At 62.9% G+C, this 19,137-nt stretch carries 18 protein-coding genes; 10 read left to right on the top strand and 8 right to left on the bottom strand.

The features are described 5' to 3' along the window. Positions 1-72: 72 nt before the first annotated feature. The 4 genes from ABIE21_RS09240 (at position 73) to ABIE21_RS09225 (ending at position 4,871) form a co-directional block, all read left to right on the top strand. Positions 73-1,425, top strand: coding sequence for an ABC transporter substrate-binding protein (locus ABIE21_RS09240; RefSeq protein ID WP_354024534.1), 1,353 nt, complete (start codon positions 73-75; stop codon positions 1,423-1,425). A gap of 62 nt (positions 1,426-1,487) precedes the next feature. After that, positions 1,488-2,411: a carbohydrate ABC transporter permease gene (locus ABIE21_RS09235; RefSeq protein ID WP_354024533.1), complete on the top strand. Its 924-nt coding sequence runs from the start codon at positions 1,488-1,490 to the stop codon at positions 2,409-2,411. Then, a complete protein-coding gene (locus ABIE21_RS09230; RefSeq protein ID WP_354024532.1) occupies positions 2,411-3,319 on the top strand; it encodes a carbohydrate ABC transporter permease in 909 nt (302 codons plus the stop codon). Before ABIE21_RS09235 ends, ABIE21_RS09230 begins: the two co-directional genes overlap by 1 nt. A 46-nt stretch (positions 3,320-3,365) precedes the next feature. Beyond that, complete coding sequence (locus ABIE21_RS09225) at positions 3,366-4,871, top strand: alpha-N-arabinofuranosidase (protein WP_354024531.1); 1,506 nt, start codon at positions 3,366-3,368, stop codon at positions 4,869-4,871. 1 nt (position 4,872) lies between these two features. On the opposite strand, the gene ABIE21_RS09220 is transcribed toward ABIE21_RS09225, so the two are convergent. The 7 genes from ABIE21_RS09220 to ABIE21_RS09190 form a co-directional block, all read right to left on the bottom strand. Further along, positions 4,873-5,268 (bottom strand): TIGR03618 family F420-dependent PPOX class oxidoreductase, encoded by a 396-nt coding sequence (locus ABIE21_RS09220; RefSeq protein WP_354024530.1) that lies wholly within the window; start codon positions 5,266-5,268, stop codon positions 4,873-4,875. Further along, positions 5,268-5,945, bottom strand: a complete 678-nt coding sequence (locus ABIE21_RS09215) for a hypothetical protein (RefSeq protein ID WP_354024529.1) — start codon at positions 5,943-5,945, stop codon at positions 5,268-5,270. The genes ABIE21_RS09220 and ABIE21_RS09215 overlap by 1 nt, the downstream gene beginning before the upstream one ends. A gap of 10 nt (positions 5,946-5,955) precedes the next feature. Continuing rightward, the gene (locus ABIE21_RS09210; protein ID WP_354024528.1) at positions 5,956-6,735 is read right to left on the bottom strand and encodes a CPBP family intramembrane glutamic endopeptidase; all 780 of its coding nucleotides are present in this window, start codon (positions 6,733-6,735) and stop codon (positions 5,956-5,958) included. 215 nt (positions 6,736-6,950) lie between these two features. Then, entirely contained in the window at positions 6,951-7,982 is a 1,032-nt protein-coding gene (locus tag ABIE21_RS09205; protein WP_354024527.1) for a DNA cytosine methyltransferase, read from the bottom strand. Positions 7,983-8,126: 144 nt separating this feature from the next. Further along, entirely contained in the window at positions 8,127-8,957 is an 831-nt protein-coding gene (locus ABIE21_RS09200; RefSeq protein ID WP_354024526.1) for a protein NO VEIN domain-containing protein, read from the bottom strand. Continuing rightward, positions 8,944-10,536, bottom strand: coding sequence for a DEAD/DEAH box helicase (locus ABIE21_RS09195; protein ID WP_354024525.1), 1,593 nt, complete (start codon positions 10,534-10,536; stop codon positions 8,944-8,946). The genes ABIE21_RS09200 and ABIE21_RS09195 overlap by 14 nt, the downstream gene beginning before the upstream one ends. Before the next feature lie 196 nt (positions 10,537-10,732). After that, positions 10,733-12,133, bottom strand: a complete 1,401-nt coding sequence (locus ABIE21_RS09190; protein WP_354024524.1) for a transcriptional regulator — start codon at positions 12,131-12,133, stop codon at positions 10,733-10,735. Positions 12,134-12,234: 101 nt separating this feature from the next. Here ABIE21_RS09190 and ABIE21_RS09185 point away from each other — a divergent pair, with 101 nt between their 5' ends. Both ABIE21_RS09185 and ABIE21_RS09180 read left to right on the top strand, forming a co-directional pair. Then, positions 12,235-12,879: a hypothetical protein gene (locus tag ABIE21_RS09185; protein WP_354024523.1), complete on the top strand. Its 645-nt coding sequence runs from the start codon at positions 12,235-12,237 to the stop codon at positions 12,877-12,879. A gap of 2 nt (positions 12,880-12,881) precedes the next feature. Further along, positions 12,882-14,351 carry a hypothetical protein gene (locus ABIE21_RS09180; RefSeq protein ID WP_354024522.1) on the top strand — a complete coding sequence of 490 codons (1,470 nt, stop codon included), beginning with the start codon at positions 12,882-12,884 and terminating at the stop codon, positions 14,349-14,351. 76 nt (positions 14,352-14,427) lie between these two features. Here ABIE21_RS09180 and ABIE21_RS09175 read toward each other — a convergent pair whose 3' ends face one another. Next, complete coding sequence (locus ABIE21_RS09175) at positions 14,428-14,709, bottom strand: hypothetical protein (protein WP_354024521.1); 282 nt, start codon at positions 14,707-14,709, stop codon at positions 14,428-14,430. Between the two features lie 180 nt (positions 14,710-14,889). Between ABIE21_RS09175 and ABIE21_RS09170 the strand changes: the two genes are divergently transcribed. Genes ABIE21_RS09170 through ABIE21_RS09155 form a run of 4 tightly spaced genes read left to right on the top strand, consistent with a single transcriptional unit; the run spans position 14,890 to position 19,079 of the window. Then, a complete protein-coding gene (locus tag ABIE21_RS09170) occupies positions 14,890-15,903 on the top strand; it encodes a LacI family DNA-binding transcriptional regulator (RefSeq protein ID WP_354024520.1) in 1,014 nt (337 codons plus the stop codon). A gap of 54 nt (positions 15,904-15,957) precedes the next feature. Continuing rightward, complete coding sequence (locus tag ABIE21_RS09165) at positions 15,958-16,878, top strand: carbohydrate ABC transporter permease (protein ID WP_354024519.1); 921 nt, start codon at positions 15,958-15,960, stop codon at positions 16,876-16,878. After that, positions 16,875-17,732 (top strand): carbohydrate ABC transporter permease, encoded by an 858-nt coding sequence (locus ABIE21_RS09160; protein ID WP_354024518.1) that lies wholly within the window; start codon positions 16,875-16,877, stop codon positions 17,730-17,732. Before ABIE21_RS09165 ends, ABIE21_RS09160 begins: the two co-directional genes overlap by 4 nt. Positions 17,733-17,780: 48 nt before the next feature. Next, entirely contained in the window at positions 17,781-19,079 is a 1,299-nt protein-coding gene (locus ABIE21_RS09155; protein ID WP_354024517.1) for an ABC transporter substrate-binding protein, read from the top strand. Positions 19,080-19,137 lie beyond the last annotated feature (58 nt).

Raw genomic sequence — 19,137 nt, 5'->3', positions numbered from 1 at the left:
GTCTCGCTCGCGCGCGACGCTGATCCACCCCTCATGACAACGAAGTCCCATGCACAACCGAGAGGAATCACAGTGAAGAAGAAAGCACTCATCGCGGGCCTGTCCGCGGTGGCCATCGTCGCCAGCCTGGCCGCCTGCAGCGGCGGCGGCGAAGGCGGCACCACCAACGCCAAGCCCACCAACTGCACCAACAAGATCGTCAACGCCGACGCGCCCGTCGTCTCGGTGTGGGCCTGGTACCCGAACATGGCGACCGTGGTCGACAACTTCAACAACTCCCACGAAGACGTGCAGGTCTGCTGGACCGTCGCCGGCCAGGGCGCCGACGAGTACGCCAAGCTGCAGACCGCGGTCTCGGCCGGCAAGGGCGCGCCCGACGTGGTCATGCTCGAGACCGACCAGCTCACCGGCTTCGAGATCCAGGAGGCGCTCGTCGACATCAGCGAGTACGGCGCCAACGACGTGAAGGGCAACTTCGCCGAGGGCGCATGGGGCGACGTGTCGCAGGGCGACGCCGTCTATGCGATCCCGATCGACGGCGGCCCGATGGCCATGATCTACCGCAAGGACATCTTCGAGCAGTTCGGCATCACCCCGCCCACCACGTGGGAGGAGTACGAGGCAGCGGCCCAGACCGTGAAGGACGCCGGCGGCCCCTTCTTCGGCAACCTCGGCAGCAACGTGCCCGCCGCGCTCACCGCTCTCATGCAGCAGAACGGCGCAGTGCCGTTCGAGTACGACCTCGCCGACCCGCAGAAGATCTCGATCAACCTCGACAGCCCCGAGGTTCAGAAGGTCATGGACTACTGGGCCGGACTCGTCGAGAAGGGCCTCATCGGCACCGAAGACCAGTTCACCACCGACTACATCTCCGGCGTCGTCGGCGGCAAGTACGCCACCTACGTCTCGGCGGCCTGGGCGCCCGGCTACCTCACCGGCGCCGGCGTCGGCCAGGGCGACGACGCGGGCCTGTTCGCGGTCGCACCGCTTCCGCAGTGGGACGTCGACAACCCCGTCTCGGTCAACTGGGGCGGATCGACGCTCGCGGTGACCAGCCAGGCCGGCGACAAGGAGCTCGCGGCGAAGGTCGCCATCGAGCTCTACGCCGACGAGCCCTCGCTCACCGACGGTTGGAAGACGCAGACCATCTTCCCGCTCAACAAAGACGTGCTCACGTCTGACGAGTTCGTGAACAACGAGGTCGAGTTCTTCGGCGGGCAGACGGCCAACCGCGACGTGTACGTGCCCGCGGCCGACGCCTACGAGGGCACGACCTACAGCCCGTTCAGCGTCTACTACTACGCGCAGCTGCAGGCGCAGCTCGTGAAGATCAGCGCCGGCGACGTCGGAGGCGCTCAGGCGGCGACCGACCTGCAGGACATCATCGTGAAGTACGCCCAGGAGCAGGGCTTCACCGTCGAGTAAGCGCTGTCGCGGCTCCGGGGTGACCCGGGGCCGCGACATCCACTGATCTAAAGGATCGAAAAATGGCAGACGTAGCAACGGCGCCGGCGACGAAGCCCGCCACCCGCAAGAGAACGGCGAGGGAGCGGCAGCACTCGCGCACCGGCTGGCTGTTCGTGGCACCGTTCGGCGTCGTGTTCGTGGTGTTCCTGGTGACGCCGCTCGTCTACGCGTTCTACCTCAGCCTGTTCTCGAAGGGCCTCGCCACCGGCACGGCGTTCGCGGGCGTCAACAACTACATCCGCGCGTTCACCGACCCGTCGTTCCTCAAGGGCGTCTGGTTCGTGGTGCGGTTCTCGATCGTGCTCATCCCGGTGCAGATGCTCGTATCGCTCGCCGCGGCGCTCGTGCTCGACAACCTCACCAACCGGTTCGCGCGCTTCGCCCGACTCATGATCTTCCTGCCCTACGCCGTGCCGGCCGTGATCGGCGCCCTCATGTGGGGCTTCCTCTACAGCCCCAGCTTCGGCCCGCTCGAGCAGCTCTTCGGGGCGGATGCGCCGTTCCTGCTCAGCCCCGACAACATCTTCTACGGGCTCATGAACGTGGTCACCTGGCAGTGGGCCGGCTACTACATGATCATCATCTACGCGGCGCTGCGGGGCATCGACCCCACCATCTACGAGGCGGCGAAGATCGACGGTGCCAACGCGTGGCAGGTGGCGTTGCGCATCAAGATCCCGATGGTGCGTTCGGCGCTCGTGCTGATCCTGGTCTTCGCGCTCATCGGCACGCTGCAGTTCTTCACCGAACCGCAGGTGCTCGGTCCGGTGGCGAACGGCACGATAACCCCGGACTTCACCCCGAACATCTACGCCTTCAACCTCGCCTTCAAGTACGCGCAGTTCAACTACGCGTCGGCGATCTCGTTCTCGCTCGGAGCCATCGTGTTCGTGGGCGTCTACATCTTCCTCTTCGTCACACGCAAGCGCGGGAGCGTCCTCTAATGACAACAACACGGATCACCGGCAGGCTTACGGATGACTCGGGGCGACGCACTCGCAAACCCCGCAACATCCTCACCTACGTGTTTCTCGGCATCCTCGTCGTCTACTTCCTCGTGCCGCTCTGGTTCTTGTTCGTCGCCAGCACGAAGGACGCCCCGAGCCTGTTCAGCGGAGACAGCGCGCTCTGGTTCTCGGGAGAGTTCAACCTCTTCACGAACCTGTCGAACCTCGTCACCTACAACGACGGCATCTACCTGCGCTGGATCGGCAACTCCGCCCTCTACGCGTTCCTCGGCGGCCTCGGCGCGACGGTGCTCGCCGTGCTCGCGGGCTACGGCTTCGCGAAATACAACTTCCGCGGCCGCGACCTGTCGTTCGCGATCCTGCTCGGCTCGGTCATGGTGCCGCTCACCGCGCTCGTCATCCCCACGTTCGTGCTGTTCTCCGAGCTCGGGCTCACCGACACGATCTGGGCGGTCATCCTGCCCTCGCTGCTCAGCCCGTTCGGCGTCTACCTGATGCGCGTCTACGCGGCGGAGGCCGTGCCCGACGAGCTGCTCGACGCGGCGCGGATGGACGGCGCGGGGGAGTTCCGCTCGTTCTTCCAGGTGGCGCTGCCGCTCATGCGGCCCGCGGTCGTGACCGTGCTGCTGCTCTCGGTGGTCGGCACGTGGAACAACTACTTCCTGCCGCTCGCGATGCTCTCGAACAGCCAGCTCTACCCGATCACGGTGGGCATCGGGCTGTGGCAGGGGCTCGCCTCGCAGAACAACGGCGGCGGCGGAGGGCCGTCGCTCTGGACGCTGATCATCGTCGGGTCGCTCATCTCGATCATCCCGCTGATCATCGCGTTCCTCTCCCTGCAGAAGTACTGGCAGGGTGGACTCGCCATTGGCAGCCTCAAGTAGCCCTCAGAACTCTCCCGCTTCACTCGTCACAGATCGAAAGAGAACCATGCCCAAGGCCAGCCTGACCATCAACCCCAACTTCGCAATCGGCGCCGTCGACCGCCGACTGTTCGGATCGTTCGTCGAGCACCTGGGCCGGGCCGTCTACGACGGGATCTACGAGCCGGGGCACCCGACCGCCGACGAGGAAGGGTTCCGCGGCGACGTGCTCGAGCTGGTGCGTGAGCTCGGGGTGAGCACCATCCGCTATCCCGGAGGCAACTTCGTCTCCGGCTTCAAATGGGAAGACAGCGTCGGCCCGCGCGAGCAGCGCCCCACGCGCCTCGACCTGGCCTGGCACTCGACCGAGACCAACGAGGTGGGGCTGCACGAGTTCGCCAGCTGGCTGCGCAAGGCCGAGAGCGAGCTGATGCTCGCCGTGAACCTCGGCACGCGCGGCGTCGAGGAGGCGCTCGACCTGCTGGAGTACACGAACGTCCCCTCGGGGTCGACGCTCAGCGACCAGCGCGTCGCCAACGGCCAGGTCGAGCCGCTCGCCGTGAAGATGTGGTGCCTCGGCAACGAGATGGACGGCCCGTGGCAGCTCGGCCACCGCAACGCCGACGACTACGGCAAGCTCGCCTCGATGACCGCCAAGGCCATGCGCCAGCTCGACGACGGCCTCGAGCTCGTCGTCTGCGGCAGCTCGAACCGCACCATGCCCACCTTCGGCGCGTGGGAGCGCACCGTGCTCGAGCACACCTACGACGACATCGACCTGATCTCGTGCCACGCCTACTGGGCCGAGAACAACATCGACCTCGGCAGCTTCCTCGCCGCCGGCTACGACATGGACCAGATGATCGAAGAGGTCGTCGCCACCGCCGACAGTGTGAAGGCCGCCCGCAAGAGCGACAAGACCATCAACATCTCGTTCGACGAGTGGAACGTGTGGGACATCAACCGCTACCAGGAGCAGGACGCGGTCACCGGCGTCGGCACCTGGCCCAAGGCCCCGCGCCTGCTCGAGGACTCGTACACGGTCGTCGACGCGGTCGTGGTCGGCAGCCTGCTCATCTCGCTGCTCAACCACGCCGACCGCGTCAGCTCGGCGAGCCTCGCCCAGCTGGTGAACGTGATCGCGCCCATCATGACCGAGCCGGGCGGCGCCGTCTGGAAGCAGACCACCTTCTTCCCGTTCGCCGTGACCTCTCGTCTCGCCGGCGCCACCGCGCTCACCTCGCGCCTGGTGTCGGACACCTACGAGACCAGCGCCTACGGGACGGTGAAGATCGTGGATGCCGCGGTTACCACCGACTCGGAGGGCACATCGGTGTTCCTCGTGAACCGCAGCACAACGGACGCGTCGACCGTCACGCTCGACATCGCCGCTCTAGGCGACGTGTCTGTGGTCGAGGCAGTGAGCATCTTCGACGACGACATCCACGCGGCGAACACGGTGTCTGATCCTTCGCGGGTCTCTCTCCGAACGATCACCACGGCCGACATCACCAACGGAACCCTGACGATCGAGCTGCCCCCGGTCTCCTGGACGGCGCTGCGCCTGGCATAGCTCACCCAGCGAGCAACCACCGCGACACCGTCACCTTCACAACAACCCGCGGGCCATCGACCGACTCGTCGCCGATGTCCCATCCGTCGTACTTCTCGGCGAATGCTGCAACGACCGCGCGGCTCGTCGCCGCGACATCCATCGACTCGGCGTTGCCCTGGGCGACGAGCGGCGCGTCGGCCGACCCGTCGACGGCGATGCTGACCCGCGGGTCGGCACGCACGTTGGCCGCTTTGACGTTGCGGCGGCCCGTCGCGATCCAGATGGACTCTTCGTCGAAGACGAACCAGACCGGGGTCGTGTGCGGCGACCCGTCGGGCCGAAGGGTGGTCAACCAGCCGATCCGAGCCTCCGAAGCGCGGGAAGCTGCTTCAGCGCTAAGTTCGTCTTTCGCCATCAGGCCAGGCCGCGAGTCACGAACGCCATGGTGACGCTCGACAGGTGGTCGCGCGAGACGACCGCGGTGAGTATTCGATCGCCCAGGTCGGCTCCGACGGCATAGACGTTGGGGTCGGAGTCGATCTGCATGGAGGGCACATCGACTCCATCGACCGGCAGGGTGACGCGCTGAATGTGCCGTTCGGTGACGGGGGAGTCGAGCTCGCCCGGGATGCCGCCGACCACCCGCTGTTCGCGGAATGCGTTCATCAACACATGGTTGACGTGCCTGACGAGCGTCGACTCGGGAGTCTGCCACTCGGCGTCGGACTTGCGAGTGGTCAAGACGGCCTCCCACAGCATGGGGTACCGCATCAGTTCACGCCGCTCCATCATCCAGTCGGGGAGTGGCCGAACGGGAGGGGCGTCGAGCGCTTCACGTTCCGAGTCGCTGAGGTCGGCGAGGTTCACCGGATCGTTGCGATCGAGTGGATTTAGCCAGAGCGTGTAGGTGAGAGACACGGAATCGAGGGTCGTCTCGCCCCCGTTCAACGACGACCCGGTCGTGCCGACTGCCAGCTCCTGCAGCGAGGGCTGCGCGACGAACGACATCATCGGGACGCTGAACAGGCCTGCCACTTCATCGACAGTCGGAGGCGGCGGGATGTCTTTCGGGTCGATGTCTGCGAAGTGCATGCCAGTCAACCTACGCAACCAGCGGCGGCACATCTACCTTCGTCGCTGTTCGCCGCGGCGCTCCGCTGCCCAGCTCCTTGTGCACCTTGAACACCACGACCGGAATCAGCACCAACGACCGCAGGTCGAACAGCGCGTGCACCACGATCGCCACGACAATGCTCCCGGTCGCCAGGTAGATCGTCATAAACGCGGCGCCCATGATCACCGCGCCGATAATGCCCGCGGCCCCTTGGTACACGTGCAGCATCCCGAAGATCAGGATGCTGGCGACGACCGCCGCAATGGTGCTTCCGGTGACCGCGAAGATCAACACTGGCAGCGCCAGGCGGAACAGCAGCTCCTCGACCACCCCCGCGTTGATCGCCAGGGCCGCTCCATACTTCAGCTCCGCGCGGTTGCGGGGGAGAAGCGCCTGGACGTCACCGATCGCCGGAACTTCGGTCTCACTGCGGGCGAGCACGATGCCGAGCACCGCGCCGCCCGCGAGAAGAACTACAAAAGCCGCGACGATCGCCGGCCCCAGCCAGCCGCTCTCGGCGAACGCCCTGCGGGCATCCGCCACGAAGCCCCACTCGTTCACCGCGTCGAGGAACAGTGGAACATACTGCCACGTCAGCAGCAACACGACCACGGCCGCGCCGCCAAAGTTGAGGAACGACTGGCGCACCCACTTGCGGAACATCTTCTGCCGCCGCTTCGTGGAGCGCAGTCGCTTGAAGTCGCGGTACTCGCGGCGATCTTTGCGCACGGCGTTGAACACCATGAAGGCGAGCAGCAGCGCGAGCACAACGCCCAAGATGTAGGGAGTCAGCGCGGAGTGGGGTGAGAGCACATGACTAGTCTGACGCGTGTAACTGAAAGGTGCCGAAGCTGTCGCTAGCCTGCGCCGTGCGAGTGAAAACGAACCCTTTACTAAGGGTCGCCGTCAAAACAAGGGAAATGGTTTTTGTTTCACGCGGGACGATGCCGATGCGTGACAGCGTCGTAGCAAGGTATCGGTCATCAACCGATCGCGGAAATCCTGTGCATCGGGCTTTTCCCGATATCGCCCGCGCCGACCAAGGCTCGCTGAATTCTAAGTCCGATGGCCTCGGCGACCGGTGGAGGAAAGGCGTTCCCGATTTGCCTGTACGTCGCTGTCTTCAAACCCGCGAATTGCCAATCGGGGGAGAAGCCCTGAACCGTTGCTGCCATGCGCATAGTGAGGCGGGGGACGTGGTCGAATGGAGTTTCTGCGTTGGGAGCATTGTCCGCGATGCCCTTGCCGTCAACGCCGAGCGCCAGCCAAGCGGCCTTCGCTCGCGTGGGGCCCAGATCCGCGCCACCGTGCTTCTTGCTCCCGCCCACTATCGTGGGGGCCACACGGTTGGCGCGCGCCGCCCATGCATCGGCACCGGACCATCCCTCGGCTGCCATGTAGGGATGAAGAGCTTCTCCGACAGTTGTTATCCGGCCGTCGTGAACTCCCCACGTGAAGTTCTTGAAGTGCCTACGTTTCAAGGCAACAAGAATAAATCGTGGCCGCAGCTGAGGGACCCCATACGAGGCTGACTCGATTAGCTTCCAGTCCGCGTCATAACCCAAAGTATCCAACTCTTCGAGTATCGATCGACGATACGGCTCGAAACGAGCTGAGGCGAGGCCCTTAACATTTTCGAGCAAGACGGCGGCTGGACGTGACTCACGCACCAGGCGAAGCGCCTCTGGAAACAGATCGCGCTCGTCATCTTTTCCGAGCTGCTTGCCCGCGACGCTGAATGGCGGGCAGGGGACGCCCCCGGCTACGAGATCGATTCCCCGATATTTATTGCCGTCAACTTCGCGAACGTCTCCCTCATGGACGTCCCACGATGGGCGATTGAGGCGCAGGGTGGCGGCGGCCGGAGGTTCAATCTCAACGGCAAGCTCGTGATTGAAACCGGCCCTCTCCAAACCAGCGGCCTGGCCCCCGGCTCCGGCACAAATCTCAAGAACGGATAGCTCAGGCACGATTCTTGCTCCTCGATTTGTGACGTTGACTCCATTGTCCAGCATTGGAGGTAAGTATTCGCGGAGCGACTGACACGCGACGACTGATTCCACCTCGAGAGGTTCAGATAGGGCCGGATCGCCGGGATTCATACTCGAGGTTCGCGTCGGCTATTTGTGGCCCGGGCTCCGCGTTTTGGCGCTCAGAGTTCACTTTCTTGAGAGCATCGAATTCACAGGGGGCGCGCTACCCGGGCGTAATTCGCCGATGGGGACGGAAAGCCTCATAGATTGCCAGACACCACCCGGTTGGTCGCGAGGAGCCCAGTCTTCCAATAGAGCAGACGGGAGCCAGCCAATCGATCGAATGTCTCCTCCAGCGTTCAACGAAATCACCTGCAAGCACCATGTCGGGCTCCGCCGCATAGTCTCGAATTCGTTGCGACTTAAATAGACGACTGCTGAGTCGATCCGACGAGTTGCCTTCACCTCGATACGCGCCAAACGGGCACCGTTAACTTCAAGAGCAATGTCATAGCCGGCTGTGTCGTCGTACGAAGACACATGGATGACGTCTCCGTCACAATGCTCCTCGAGCCAACCCATCATCGCTAATTCGCCCGCTGCTCCTAGTTCTCGCTGTGCCGTGTCATCGAACTTTCTCCACGCCCGCTTTACTTCATCGAATACGTCCTCCTGACCCATTTCCAGCACCTCGCCGATTTCGAGCACATCCAGAGGCAGATCACTGGGCTGTTTTATGAGGGAGTCCGCATCGGCCAGCCAAGGCGGCTCCATCTCATCTATGGCCTTCCGCATAACCTGAGCAGCAGGTTGGCCGTAGCTATCCAGTACTTCACCATTAACTGAAACTAGGTCTTGGCTGATCAACCACTCGAAAGCGGACTCATATTGTGTGGGAGTTAGCGTGCGATAGACAGGCGCAGTCTTTAGCGACAATCGCGCCGAACTCAGGTCGCGCAGCCTAAGTTCGGCCAGCCACCGGGCTGCGCCAAGCAGTATGTACTTAGGAGTACTCACGAGAGCCTAAGAATGCCCAGACTGCCTCCGCGTCGCTAGCGTCCAAAACACCGGCCGACTCTCGTTCCTCTTCGAGGTCGGCTAGAACCGAAAGTGAAGGGTCATCGAGCGCATCGCTCATCCAATCCAGTTTCCGAGCAAGCCGAGCCAGTACGAGCTCGTCGATCGTCCCTTCAGCCACTAGTACCGTTGCTTTTGTCTCGGTGCCGGGCTTCAGCCCGAGTCTATGAATTCGGTCCAGGCTTTGTAGGAACCTTCCTGCGGCAAAATCCCTGTCGATGTAGACGGCGTCGTGGCATTCGTGATGCAGACTCACTCCTTCCCCGAGCGTCGCGGGGTTCGACAGAAGAACGAAGGTTCCGGCGTTGTTCCGAAACCTGTCAAGTCTTGCTGTTCTATCCTCATCCGAGGTACCGCCGACTACCAACTGGGGATCGAGTTCAGGCATCAACGCTTGAAGCGTCGATAAGTTCCGAATGAATGTGGACCAGATCAGGGTTTTCCGACCGAGTCGCGCGTTCTCTCTGGCGATTCGCACAGCTTCAAGCAACTTTGGCGACATTTCGTATCGCGGTAGTTCGGCCATCAACGATCGGAGCTGACCCGATTGGGGAGCAGTGAAGGGCGGGACCCGGAACTGGAGGGGTTCGTGCTGCGAAGACCCGATGGCTAGGAGCGCGGGACTTGTTGCTGCCATAAGCAGATATACGATGACCTTCCCCAGGTCATCGATTCGCTCGTGCTCGGAAACTGAGCGCCGAAGTTGCCCGAGCAGCGCGTCGTAAATCTCTCGGTGGATTGGAGGAAGGGCGACCGTCTGAATCCGGACACTGAGTGGAGGCAGCCCGAGTTCCGATTTCGTCGTTCTCGTGAAGAGCGGCTTCACCGCCGACGAGACCGCTGACCATTCGGCTGCTCCGGTGCCAAGAAGTCGACTTCCCCGTCCTGGCCATACGAACTCAAAGATCGATTTTAGATCACTGAGTCCATTAGGAGCTGGGGTCCCTGAGAGCACCAAGCGCGCTGCCGCCAGTGGTCCGAGACTTAGGCACACTGCGCCATAGACGCCGTTAGCTCCTCGTTTCATCCGATGTGCTTCGTCAAGGATCAACAGGGTCCGGCCGCGGCCGAGGAAACCCGCGAGATGAGTCCGAGATGATGCGAGCCGTTCGTAATTGACAATTAGGACATCGCAGTCCGGAGCGGTGCCCCCGGAATAGACCACTACTCGTCGGCCCTCACTGAAAGCGACGCCGGCCTCATTGATCCAGCTCTCGTAGGCTGATTTTGGTGCGATTACCAGGGCTCTCTTTGCGCGGCCGGTGGCTCTGAGGTGTGAAAGAAATCCCAGCGCTACCCTCGTCTTGCCTGCACCAGGCACGCTGAAGTTGGCGCCGTGGCGCATGGCGAGTAATTTCACGAGGTCACGGTTTTGAAAATCTGTAAGCTCGCCCTGCCAATCCGCTTCTAGTGACAGCTCAGTCGGTTCAATCTCGTGCGCCCTGCGCAGCTCTTCAAGGTGATCTGCGTCGTCCAGAACAGAAATTGCCAGATCATGAAGTGGCGCCGACCAGTCCACGGGACCCGCTGTCCATTTCGCGATTCCCGCTAGGTTTCCGAGGAAACTACCCAGATCAATTTCGAACGAACTACGCCCGAAAGAGTCTGCAGACGGAAAATCCAATTGAATTCGGCGAAGCGCAGAGAGATTCTCTACTGCCGTCTCGGCGAGAACCGTGCCGCGAAGCGTGAGACTTAGCCGTAGCGTTCGGGCCTCAGTCATCTTTGAGAGCTCGCATTGCGGCCAGCCACTCAGCGGATTCCTTCGGCATCGTTGTCATGCGCAAGACGGAACCGGCAAAGATTGAGATGCTCCGTCGCAGGTTCGTCACGGCCTCATCCAAGCTAACTTCGTCCAACGCCTGTTTGCTCTTCGCGTCCGCCACTTCCAAGACGGCATTCTCAAGAGCGTCCGCGGCGTCGTTGATCCTGTCGATTGCGGCCTGCTGCGTTTTCTTGAGCCGGGCGGACTTTCCAGCTGCATCGAGTGCGGACTCGACCAGACCATTAATTTCGCCGTATTTTCTCTGGGCGGATGCGTTTACCGCATCATTCTCGCTCAGAAGCTCTGTCCGAAGCTGAGCAATCTGGTCGACGAGACCCTTTACCTTTTGGAGCACGGGCGGCTCACTCGGAAGGCCTCGTCCCAGTCCGGGAATCTGTTGACCGACAGCAGCCGGCTGCGAGTCGAATGTCGTTCCCGCCAAGAGCTTGTCCAGGTAATCAGGTACGAATTTTTCAGTCACGAGGCGTATATCGGTTTTGGATTTGTCCAGGAGGAGTCCGAGGAGCCGGGACTCACGGAGTATGTCAGCGGCTTCAGCGTCGTTCTTCGCGGTGGCGCTAAACGTCCGGTAAAGCTCCTCGAGCTTGCCCTGGTCGTTTTCGAAGTCCCTCAAATTAAGCGAGGAGCCATCATCTTGCTTACTGCGATCGGCGAGATCGCGGAGGGTCTGAAGGATCCAGATCGACCGGTTGAAGGCGGTCTTCTGCATACGGAACGACTTCATCGCCGTTTCTGCTCCGACCTCCGAGATCGCTTCGTCCAGGGCCAAAAGAGTATTTACGAATGAGTAGTCACGTCTAAAGTCTTTGCGCATTTGAAGTTCAAGTTCGACAGCAGAGACGTCGGTCCACGACCAATCCGAAGGGAGGACGGCCACCCGCATTTGGGTGGCATTGCCTTTTCGGAGTGCTGCGCAACGGGAGTTCCCGTTGATCAGGATTCCAGACGGGGTGATGATTCCGGGTTCCTTTTGACCGTAGCTCTCGAGGTCGTCTCGCAGCTTCTCGAAGGCCGGGTCGATCTTGCTCGGATCGTTGGGCAAGGCAGAAAGGAGGTAATCCAGGTACTGCTGAGCCTCGGCGCTCCACGGGTCCGTCGAAAGCGACTGATCGCGACCAGAGTCGTAATCGCGCTGGGCCTTTATGCGATGGGTGTCGGGGTTGTATGACAGAAGGTTGAGGGGCATCGTGATGACTGACAGACTTTTCGGGGCCGATCGCCACTCAATCTGCAATGTTTCTTTAACGCCATTTTCAGCTTCCACAGCTCGGAGCCGATCAGCGACGATCTCTTCCGTCGAGCTGGCAGCGAGCGGTTCATTTCGGCTCAACGAGTCCCCTATCTCTAGCGCGCCGTGTTCATTGCCTACGGCAAGTCTGGTATCCGCGGCCACATAATAGTTGAACCATAATCGATTCAAGGGGGAAGCGCGTGACTAACACTCAGAGCAGCCTGGCCCAGGTCGGGCGTTGGCTCGCGCACGAGGTCGGCGCAGGAACCATATTTACGAAGCAGCAATTACGCTCCGCTCTGCCTCAGTTTGAGCAAGCGGATAGACGTATGCGGGACTTGCGTGCCTACGGCTGGCAAATTGACACGAATCGCCAAGACGCGCAACTGCGCCCGCACGAACTTCGGCTGGTCACTGTTGGGAGCGAAGTGTGGTCGGCCAGATTCCGCCCAAATACAGTCAGCCGAGTTTCCAACAAGGAGCGGCTTGCGGCAATTTCCGAAGCTGAGTTTCGCTGTCAAACCTGCGGAATTCAGGTGGGTCAGCAGCGCCTTCCCGGCCCGGAGTTCGCCCGGCTTGAAGTCACTGCGTCCTCGAGCGGGCTCCTCGTAGCGTGCGATCTGTGCTCGAAAGGGACGGCCGGAATAACCGAGGCAGGGCTGGACCGCCTCAAGCGCATAGTCGAGACGCTCTCCGATGCTGACGCAAGGCTGTTTTGGGAACGCGCCGAAGCCCGGTTGTTTCAGAGTCCTCTCGAAGCGGCGTTGGCACTCGCAAGTCGGCTTCCCCTCGGCGAGGTCCTCGAGGCAAGAGTGTTCCTGCCCGCATCGCCACAGACTGACTAAGAATGACGCACGTCGGAATGGAGGACCCTGTCGAGAGCGCATCGACGACGTTCGATGATGTCGTCCGGAATCTTGGCGCAAGGGAGATAGAGGTATTACGGCGGCGAGTTTTCGCCGAGAAGCCCGACAGGTTGGAACAACTCGCCGTACGGTTTGCGGTTTCGCGCGAACGAATTAGGCAAATCGAAGTCCTCTTGCTAAACGAATTGCGGTCCGCACATGAGGTCAATCGGGTTCGGATGCTTATTGGCCTAGTCGATACGAAACACACTCGTCCGCTCGCGGCGGTTCTTCTGGAGTCTCCGCGCCTTGCGGACGAGATTGCGGCTTTGGAGCAGCCCTGGTGGCGAATCATCGAAAGACTCGACAAGACATTCGAGGTTCGCGACGGGTGGTGGTGTGAGCCGAACGTTGCGACTGCGATTCGGAAGACTCGGGCAGATGTGGTGCGCGCCGCAGCCGGGCGCCGCGCAATCCGGCTCGAAGACGTGATCGAACTCACAGGGATGGATCAGTCAGAAGAGTGGGTCAAGTACTGCGGATTCAAGCTGCATGAGGGTTTTGTACTTGTCAAAGGCTTCGGAATCACCGATCGCGCTGCAGTCATCCTCGAGACTCAGGGGTCGCCGCTGACGACCGAAGCCATCACGGATCGTCTCGGAATGCCTCGGAGTGTCCGATCGACGAAGAATGTCCTGTCGTCTGACGAGCGATTTACGCGAGTCGATCGGAGTTCTTGGGCCCTCGCGTCTTGGGGCTTAGCCGCCTATCAATCGATTCGGCTTCTCATTGCTGACGAGGTAGGCAAAAATGGAGGCTCGATCAGACTTTCGAAGTTGGAAGCGGATCTGACCAGCCGATTCAGCGTGACGAAGAGCAGCGTCGTTGCCTACGCGTCGTCTCTCCCTTTCAGAACTGTCGACGGCATGGTCGAATTCGCAGCCACGACAAGTCTTGTTCCTCGAAAAACCGCGTACGAAACGCGTCGACTATTCCGCGTGGGCGACAGCTGGGCGCTTCGGTTGGAAATCAGCAAGGAGCACGCTCGTGGGAGCGGTAGCACCCTCCCGACGGCTCTTGTGGGTGCGTTGGGGCTTCCGTTCGGGAGGCCTACGACTCTGGTGAGCCGCATGGGAGATCAAAGACTCGGCTGGAACAGTACCCAGCTCTCACTTGGGAGCATCAAACGATTCGTGGATGACGACGACTTAGCGGTGGGTGCAACCTGTTTCGCTGTGTTTGGAGAAGGGCGTACTTTTGATCTCGTACGCGCAGATATCCCGGAAAATATTGGACGCGCCCGCGCGCTGGCTCTCGCAGGATTCTCTGGCGACGGCGGCAATTACGGTATCCCCGAACTGATGAAGTCGGTCGGACTGCCGATTGGAACTTCTCCGCACCTCGCAGCTGAGCGTTTCAGGCTTCGAGGTGACTACGACATTTCTGATTGCATTCTTGCCGAGAGGTGGTAGCGAGCGACGCCAAGACCCGTGGGCGGGACCGGGGCCGCTCTATATAGCTGAGTTGCGTCGTAGGGACAGAGACCTATCAGTCTTCGTCCAACCGCCACTCCGCCAGAAACTCGGTCACTGTCTTCGACTTCAGGTCGGCGTTCACCTGGTCGAGGAGGAAGTCGGGGGATCCGACATCCGCCGGTGTTCGCATGACCTCGGAGCCGGTGTCGCGACGGTAGACGACCAGGTCGACGTTTGTGGGGAACTCGCCGGATAGGGCCTCGATGGCCATTGCGCCGTAGCGGCGGAGTTTGCGCCAGCCGTGAAGCCGGCGGGGGAGGAGCTCGGCGCGGAGGTAGTTGGCGGCGGGGTCCATGGGGAGAAGTCTATTCGGCGGTGAGGTTTCGATACGGGCCGTAGACGGCCCTACTCAACCGGCCGGAGGGCGGCCCTTCGACAGGCTCAGGCACCGGGCCTTGCGTTCGATGCGGCGACCGGGCTAGGGTCTCTGTAAACGTTCTTGTAAACGTTTACGAAGACACTCGAGGGAGAGCGCATGGCCGAGGCCAAGAAGTCGACGCTGGTACTGGTCGCCGAGCGCGCCGGGGTTTCCATCGCCTCCGTGTCGCGCGTGCTCAACGGCCTTCCCGCGTCGGAGCAGATCTCCGCCAAGGTCAAGGCCGCGGCCCAGGAGCTCGGCTACGTCGCCGACGCGACGGCCCGCTCGCTCAAGGTGGGCCGCACCGAGCAGATCGCGCTCGCCGTCGCCGACGTGGGCAACCCGGTGTACGTCGCGATGATGAACGAGATCTCGCGCGTCGTCACCGACGCCGGCTACCGGCTCGTCACCTCCTCCACCGGAAACGACGCCGAAGACCAGATCGCCCTGCTCTCGAGCCTCAACCGCGGCTACGCCGACGGCATGATCCTCAGCCCGCTGCGCGTCACCGAGCCGCTGATCGCCGAACTGCGCGCGAGCCGCCTGCCCATCGTCGTCATCGGCTCGCTGCCCGAGGGCGTCGAGCTCGACAGCGTGCGCGCCGACTCGGTCGCGGGCATGGGACTTGCCATCAAGCACCTCGCCAAGCAGGGCCGCCAGCGCATCGCCTTCGTCAACGGGCCGGTCGACACCGTTCCCGGCGCCGCCCGCCTGCGCGGCTACGTGACCGCCATGGACAAGCGCGGCCTGCCGATGCACGGCGACCTGCAGGTCAACGCCGACGACTTCACGTTCGCGGCCGGCCTCGTCGCCGCCGAGGCGCTGCTCGACCAGTCGGCGCCCGACGCGATCGTGTGCGCCAACGACCTGCTCGCCGTCGCGACCATGAAGGTGCTCGCCCGCCGCGGACTCTCCGTGCCCGGCGACGTCGCCCTGATCGGTATGGATGACACGGAGATCGCCGAGCTCGTCACCCCGTCGATCACCAGCGTGAACCTCGGGTCGGTCAAGCGTGCGCGCGAGGCGGCCAAGCTGCTCATCCGCCGGCTCGCCGACCCCGACGCCCCCGTGAAGCAGGTCGTGATCGCCCCCAAGCTCACGATCCGCGAGTCCTCGGTGATACCGCACTAGAGAAGGCTGCGGCCCCGAAGCATCCACCAGACAGACATCAAAGGCGATGAAGTAATGAGTCTTACCAAAGAAGCCCGGCTGAAGTCGGGTCGGCCGATGCGGCGTTCGAAGAGCAACCGCGACGCTTGGCTGCTGATCCTGCCGGCGATGGTTCCCGTCGTTCTCTTCAGCGTCTACCCGCTCGCACAGGGCATCCTGCTCGGCTTCACCGACGCCGAGGCCGGCCTCAACGTCGAGACGAACTTCAACGGCATCGAGAACTACCAGAAGCTCGCGACCAACGAGCTGTTCTGGAACTCGTTCCGCATCGGCCTGATCTGGGCCTTCGGCGTCACCATTCTGCAGTTTCTCGCCTCGCTCGGCCTCGCGCTGCTGCTGAACCTCGACCTCAAGTTCCGCTGGCTCGCCCGCACCCTCGCGCTCGTGCCGTGGGCCATGCCGCCCGTCGTCATCGCCATCATGTGGCGCCTCATGCTCAACCCGACCTACGGGCCGATCAACGAGGGGCTGCGGGCGGTCGGCCTCCCCGGCGACATCAACTGGCTCGGCGACTTCTCGACCGCACTGCCCGCCGTGATCGTCGTCGGCGTCTGGGCCGGGATGCCGCAGACCACCATCACCCTGCTCGCCGGCCTGCAGAACGTGGGAGCCGAGCTGCACGAGGCCGCGGCCATCGACGGCGCGGGCGTCTGGCAGCGGTTCTGGCACGTGACCCTGCCTGCGCTGCGGCCGATCATCGTCGCCATCACCACGCTCGACCTCATCTGGAACTTCAACTCGTTCGCCCTCGTCTACGTGCTCACGGCGGGCGGGCCGGGCGGGCAGACCATGCTGCCGATGCTCTTCGCCTACAACGAGGCCTTCCGCTACGGCAACTTCGGCTACGCGGCGGCGATGGGCAACGTGATGGTCGTCGTGATCGCCGTGTTCCTCTTCGTGTACCTCCGTGGCCAGGCAAGGAGCCGACTCTCATGACCACCGCCAACACCATGAGCCGACGCACCCGCAGCGTCGTGCGCCCGCTGCAGTACCTGGCGATGCTCGGCTACGTCGTCTTCCTCGGCTTCCCGCTGCTGTTCCTCGTGCTCACCGCGTTCAAGACGCCGCAAGAGCTGATCTCGGCGACCCCGTCGTTTCTGCCGCAGAGCCTGAATCTCGACAACTTCATCCAGGCGATCGACAAGGCGAACCTCGTGCAGGCCGCCGCGAACAGCCTGCTCGTGGCCGTGTCGACCACGGTGATCGTGACGCTGATCTCGCTGCCCGCGGCCTACGCCCTGGCGAGGTTCCGCACCAAGCTGCGGGGCGTCGCCACCGGCTGGATCCTGCTCAGCCAGGTATTCCCGTTCATTCTCATCATCATCCCGCTGTTCCTGGTGCTCAAGCAGCTGGGACTCGTCGACAGCCTGCTCGGGCTGATCCTCGTCTACACGGTGTGGTCGCTGCCGTTCGCGCTGTGGATGCTGCAGGGCTACATCGCAGGCATCCCGGTCGAGCTCGAAGAGGCCGGTGCCATGGACGGCGCCTCGCGCATCACGATCCTGCGCGTGATCATCCTGCCGCTGCTGGCTCCCGGCCTCGTCGCCACGAGCCTGTTCACATTCATCTCGAGCTGGAACGAATTCTTCTTCGCCCTGGTGCTCATCCAGGATCCGGCTCTGCAGACGCTTCCGCTGACGCTCGCCAGATTCGTCGGAGCGGAAGGCCAGGTGCAGCTCGGCCAGCTCGCCGCGGCATCCCTCCTGGCCACCATCCCCAGCCTCGTGTTCTTCGCCATCATCCAGCGCCGCCTGACCTCGGGGCTGCTGAGCGGAGCGGTCAAGGGATAGATCCACAGTGCAAACACAGTGAAGTGCAATCACAGAAGGAGAACGGAAATGAAGAAACGCAACGCCTTTGCGGCGGGAACGATCGCGATCATGGTGATGGGAGCGATGAGCGGATGCGCGTTCGGCGGCGGCGGTGGCGATAACGACAGCGCCGACAGCGGCGAGCCGGTCACCATCACGTTCCAGAGCCTCGCCTACCAGGACTCGACCATCGCAGCGACCGAGGAGATCGTCGACGCGTGGAACGAGGAGAACCCCGACATCACCGTCAAGCTCACGCAGGGCAGCTGGGACAACGTTCACGACCAGCTGGTGACCCAGTTCCAGGGCGGCACCGCGCCCGATGTGATCCACGACGAGTCATCCGACATTCTCGGTTTCGCCGAACAGGGCTACCTCGCCGACATCGGCGAGTACTTCAGCGACGACGTGAAAGACGCCGTCGCCGACGAGGTCTGGGAGACGGTCACCAGCGAAGACGGCGCCATCGTCGCGGCCCCCACCCTGTTGCAGACCTACGTCGTGTTCGCCAACACCGACGCGTTCGCCGCGGCCGGTGTCGAGGTTCCGACCGGTGACGAGCTCACCTGGGACGAACTGGCCGACATCTCGAAGCAGCTCACCGCAAACGGCAGCTACGGCGTCGGCTGGGGGCTCAAGCAGCCCACCGCTGCGATGATGAACACCGCCCTCGGCTACGGCGGCGACTTCTTCGAGGGCACCGGAGACGACGCCACCATCGAGGTCGGCGACGCCGAGGTGGCCGTGCCCGAGCACGTGCACGCCATGGCCTACGAAGACAAGTCGCTCGACCCGGTGACGCTCACACAGAGCGGCTCGGATGTTCTGCCCGGCTTCCTCGCCGGACAGTACGCCATGTACATCGGCGGCAACTTCCTCGCCCAGCAGATCACCGAGTCGGCGCCCGAAGGCTTCAACTGGACGGTTCTGCCCCCGCTCGCCGGAGACGAGGGACCGATCCAGGCGGCCAACCCGCAGACCATGTCGGTTGCGGCCGAGAGCGAGCACGTCGAGCAGTCGGCCAAGTTCATCGACTACTTCATGGGCGCGTCGAACCAGGCGAAGCTCGCCCAGGGCGACTGGCTGATCCCGACGTCGAGCGCCGCTCGCGACGAGGTCGCCGCGCAGACCGATGGCGCCAACGGCTGGGCCGAGCTGCTCAAGACCGGTGAGAACCTCGCCGGTGCGCCGTTCCAGAAGGCGACGAACTACCCGCAGTGGAAAGACCAGTACGCCACCCCGCTGCTGCAGCAGTACTTCGCCAACTCGATCAGTCTCGACGATCTGAAGAAGCAGCTCACCGACGGCTGGGCCTCGGTCGGCTAACACGCACCACCCGTGGGCCCGCCCTTCGCGGCGGGCCCACACCAGCTCAGAATTCACA

Origin of the sequence: Conyzicola nivalis, from assembly GCF_040548875.1 — a bacterium.
In the GTDB taxonomy this organism is placed as follows: Bacteria; Actinomycetota; Actinomycetes; order Actinomycetales; family Microbacteriaceae; genus Conyzicola; species Conyzicola nivalis_A.
This window is presented reverse-complemented; position numbering and strand designations above follow the sequence as displayed.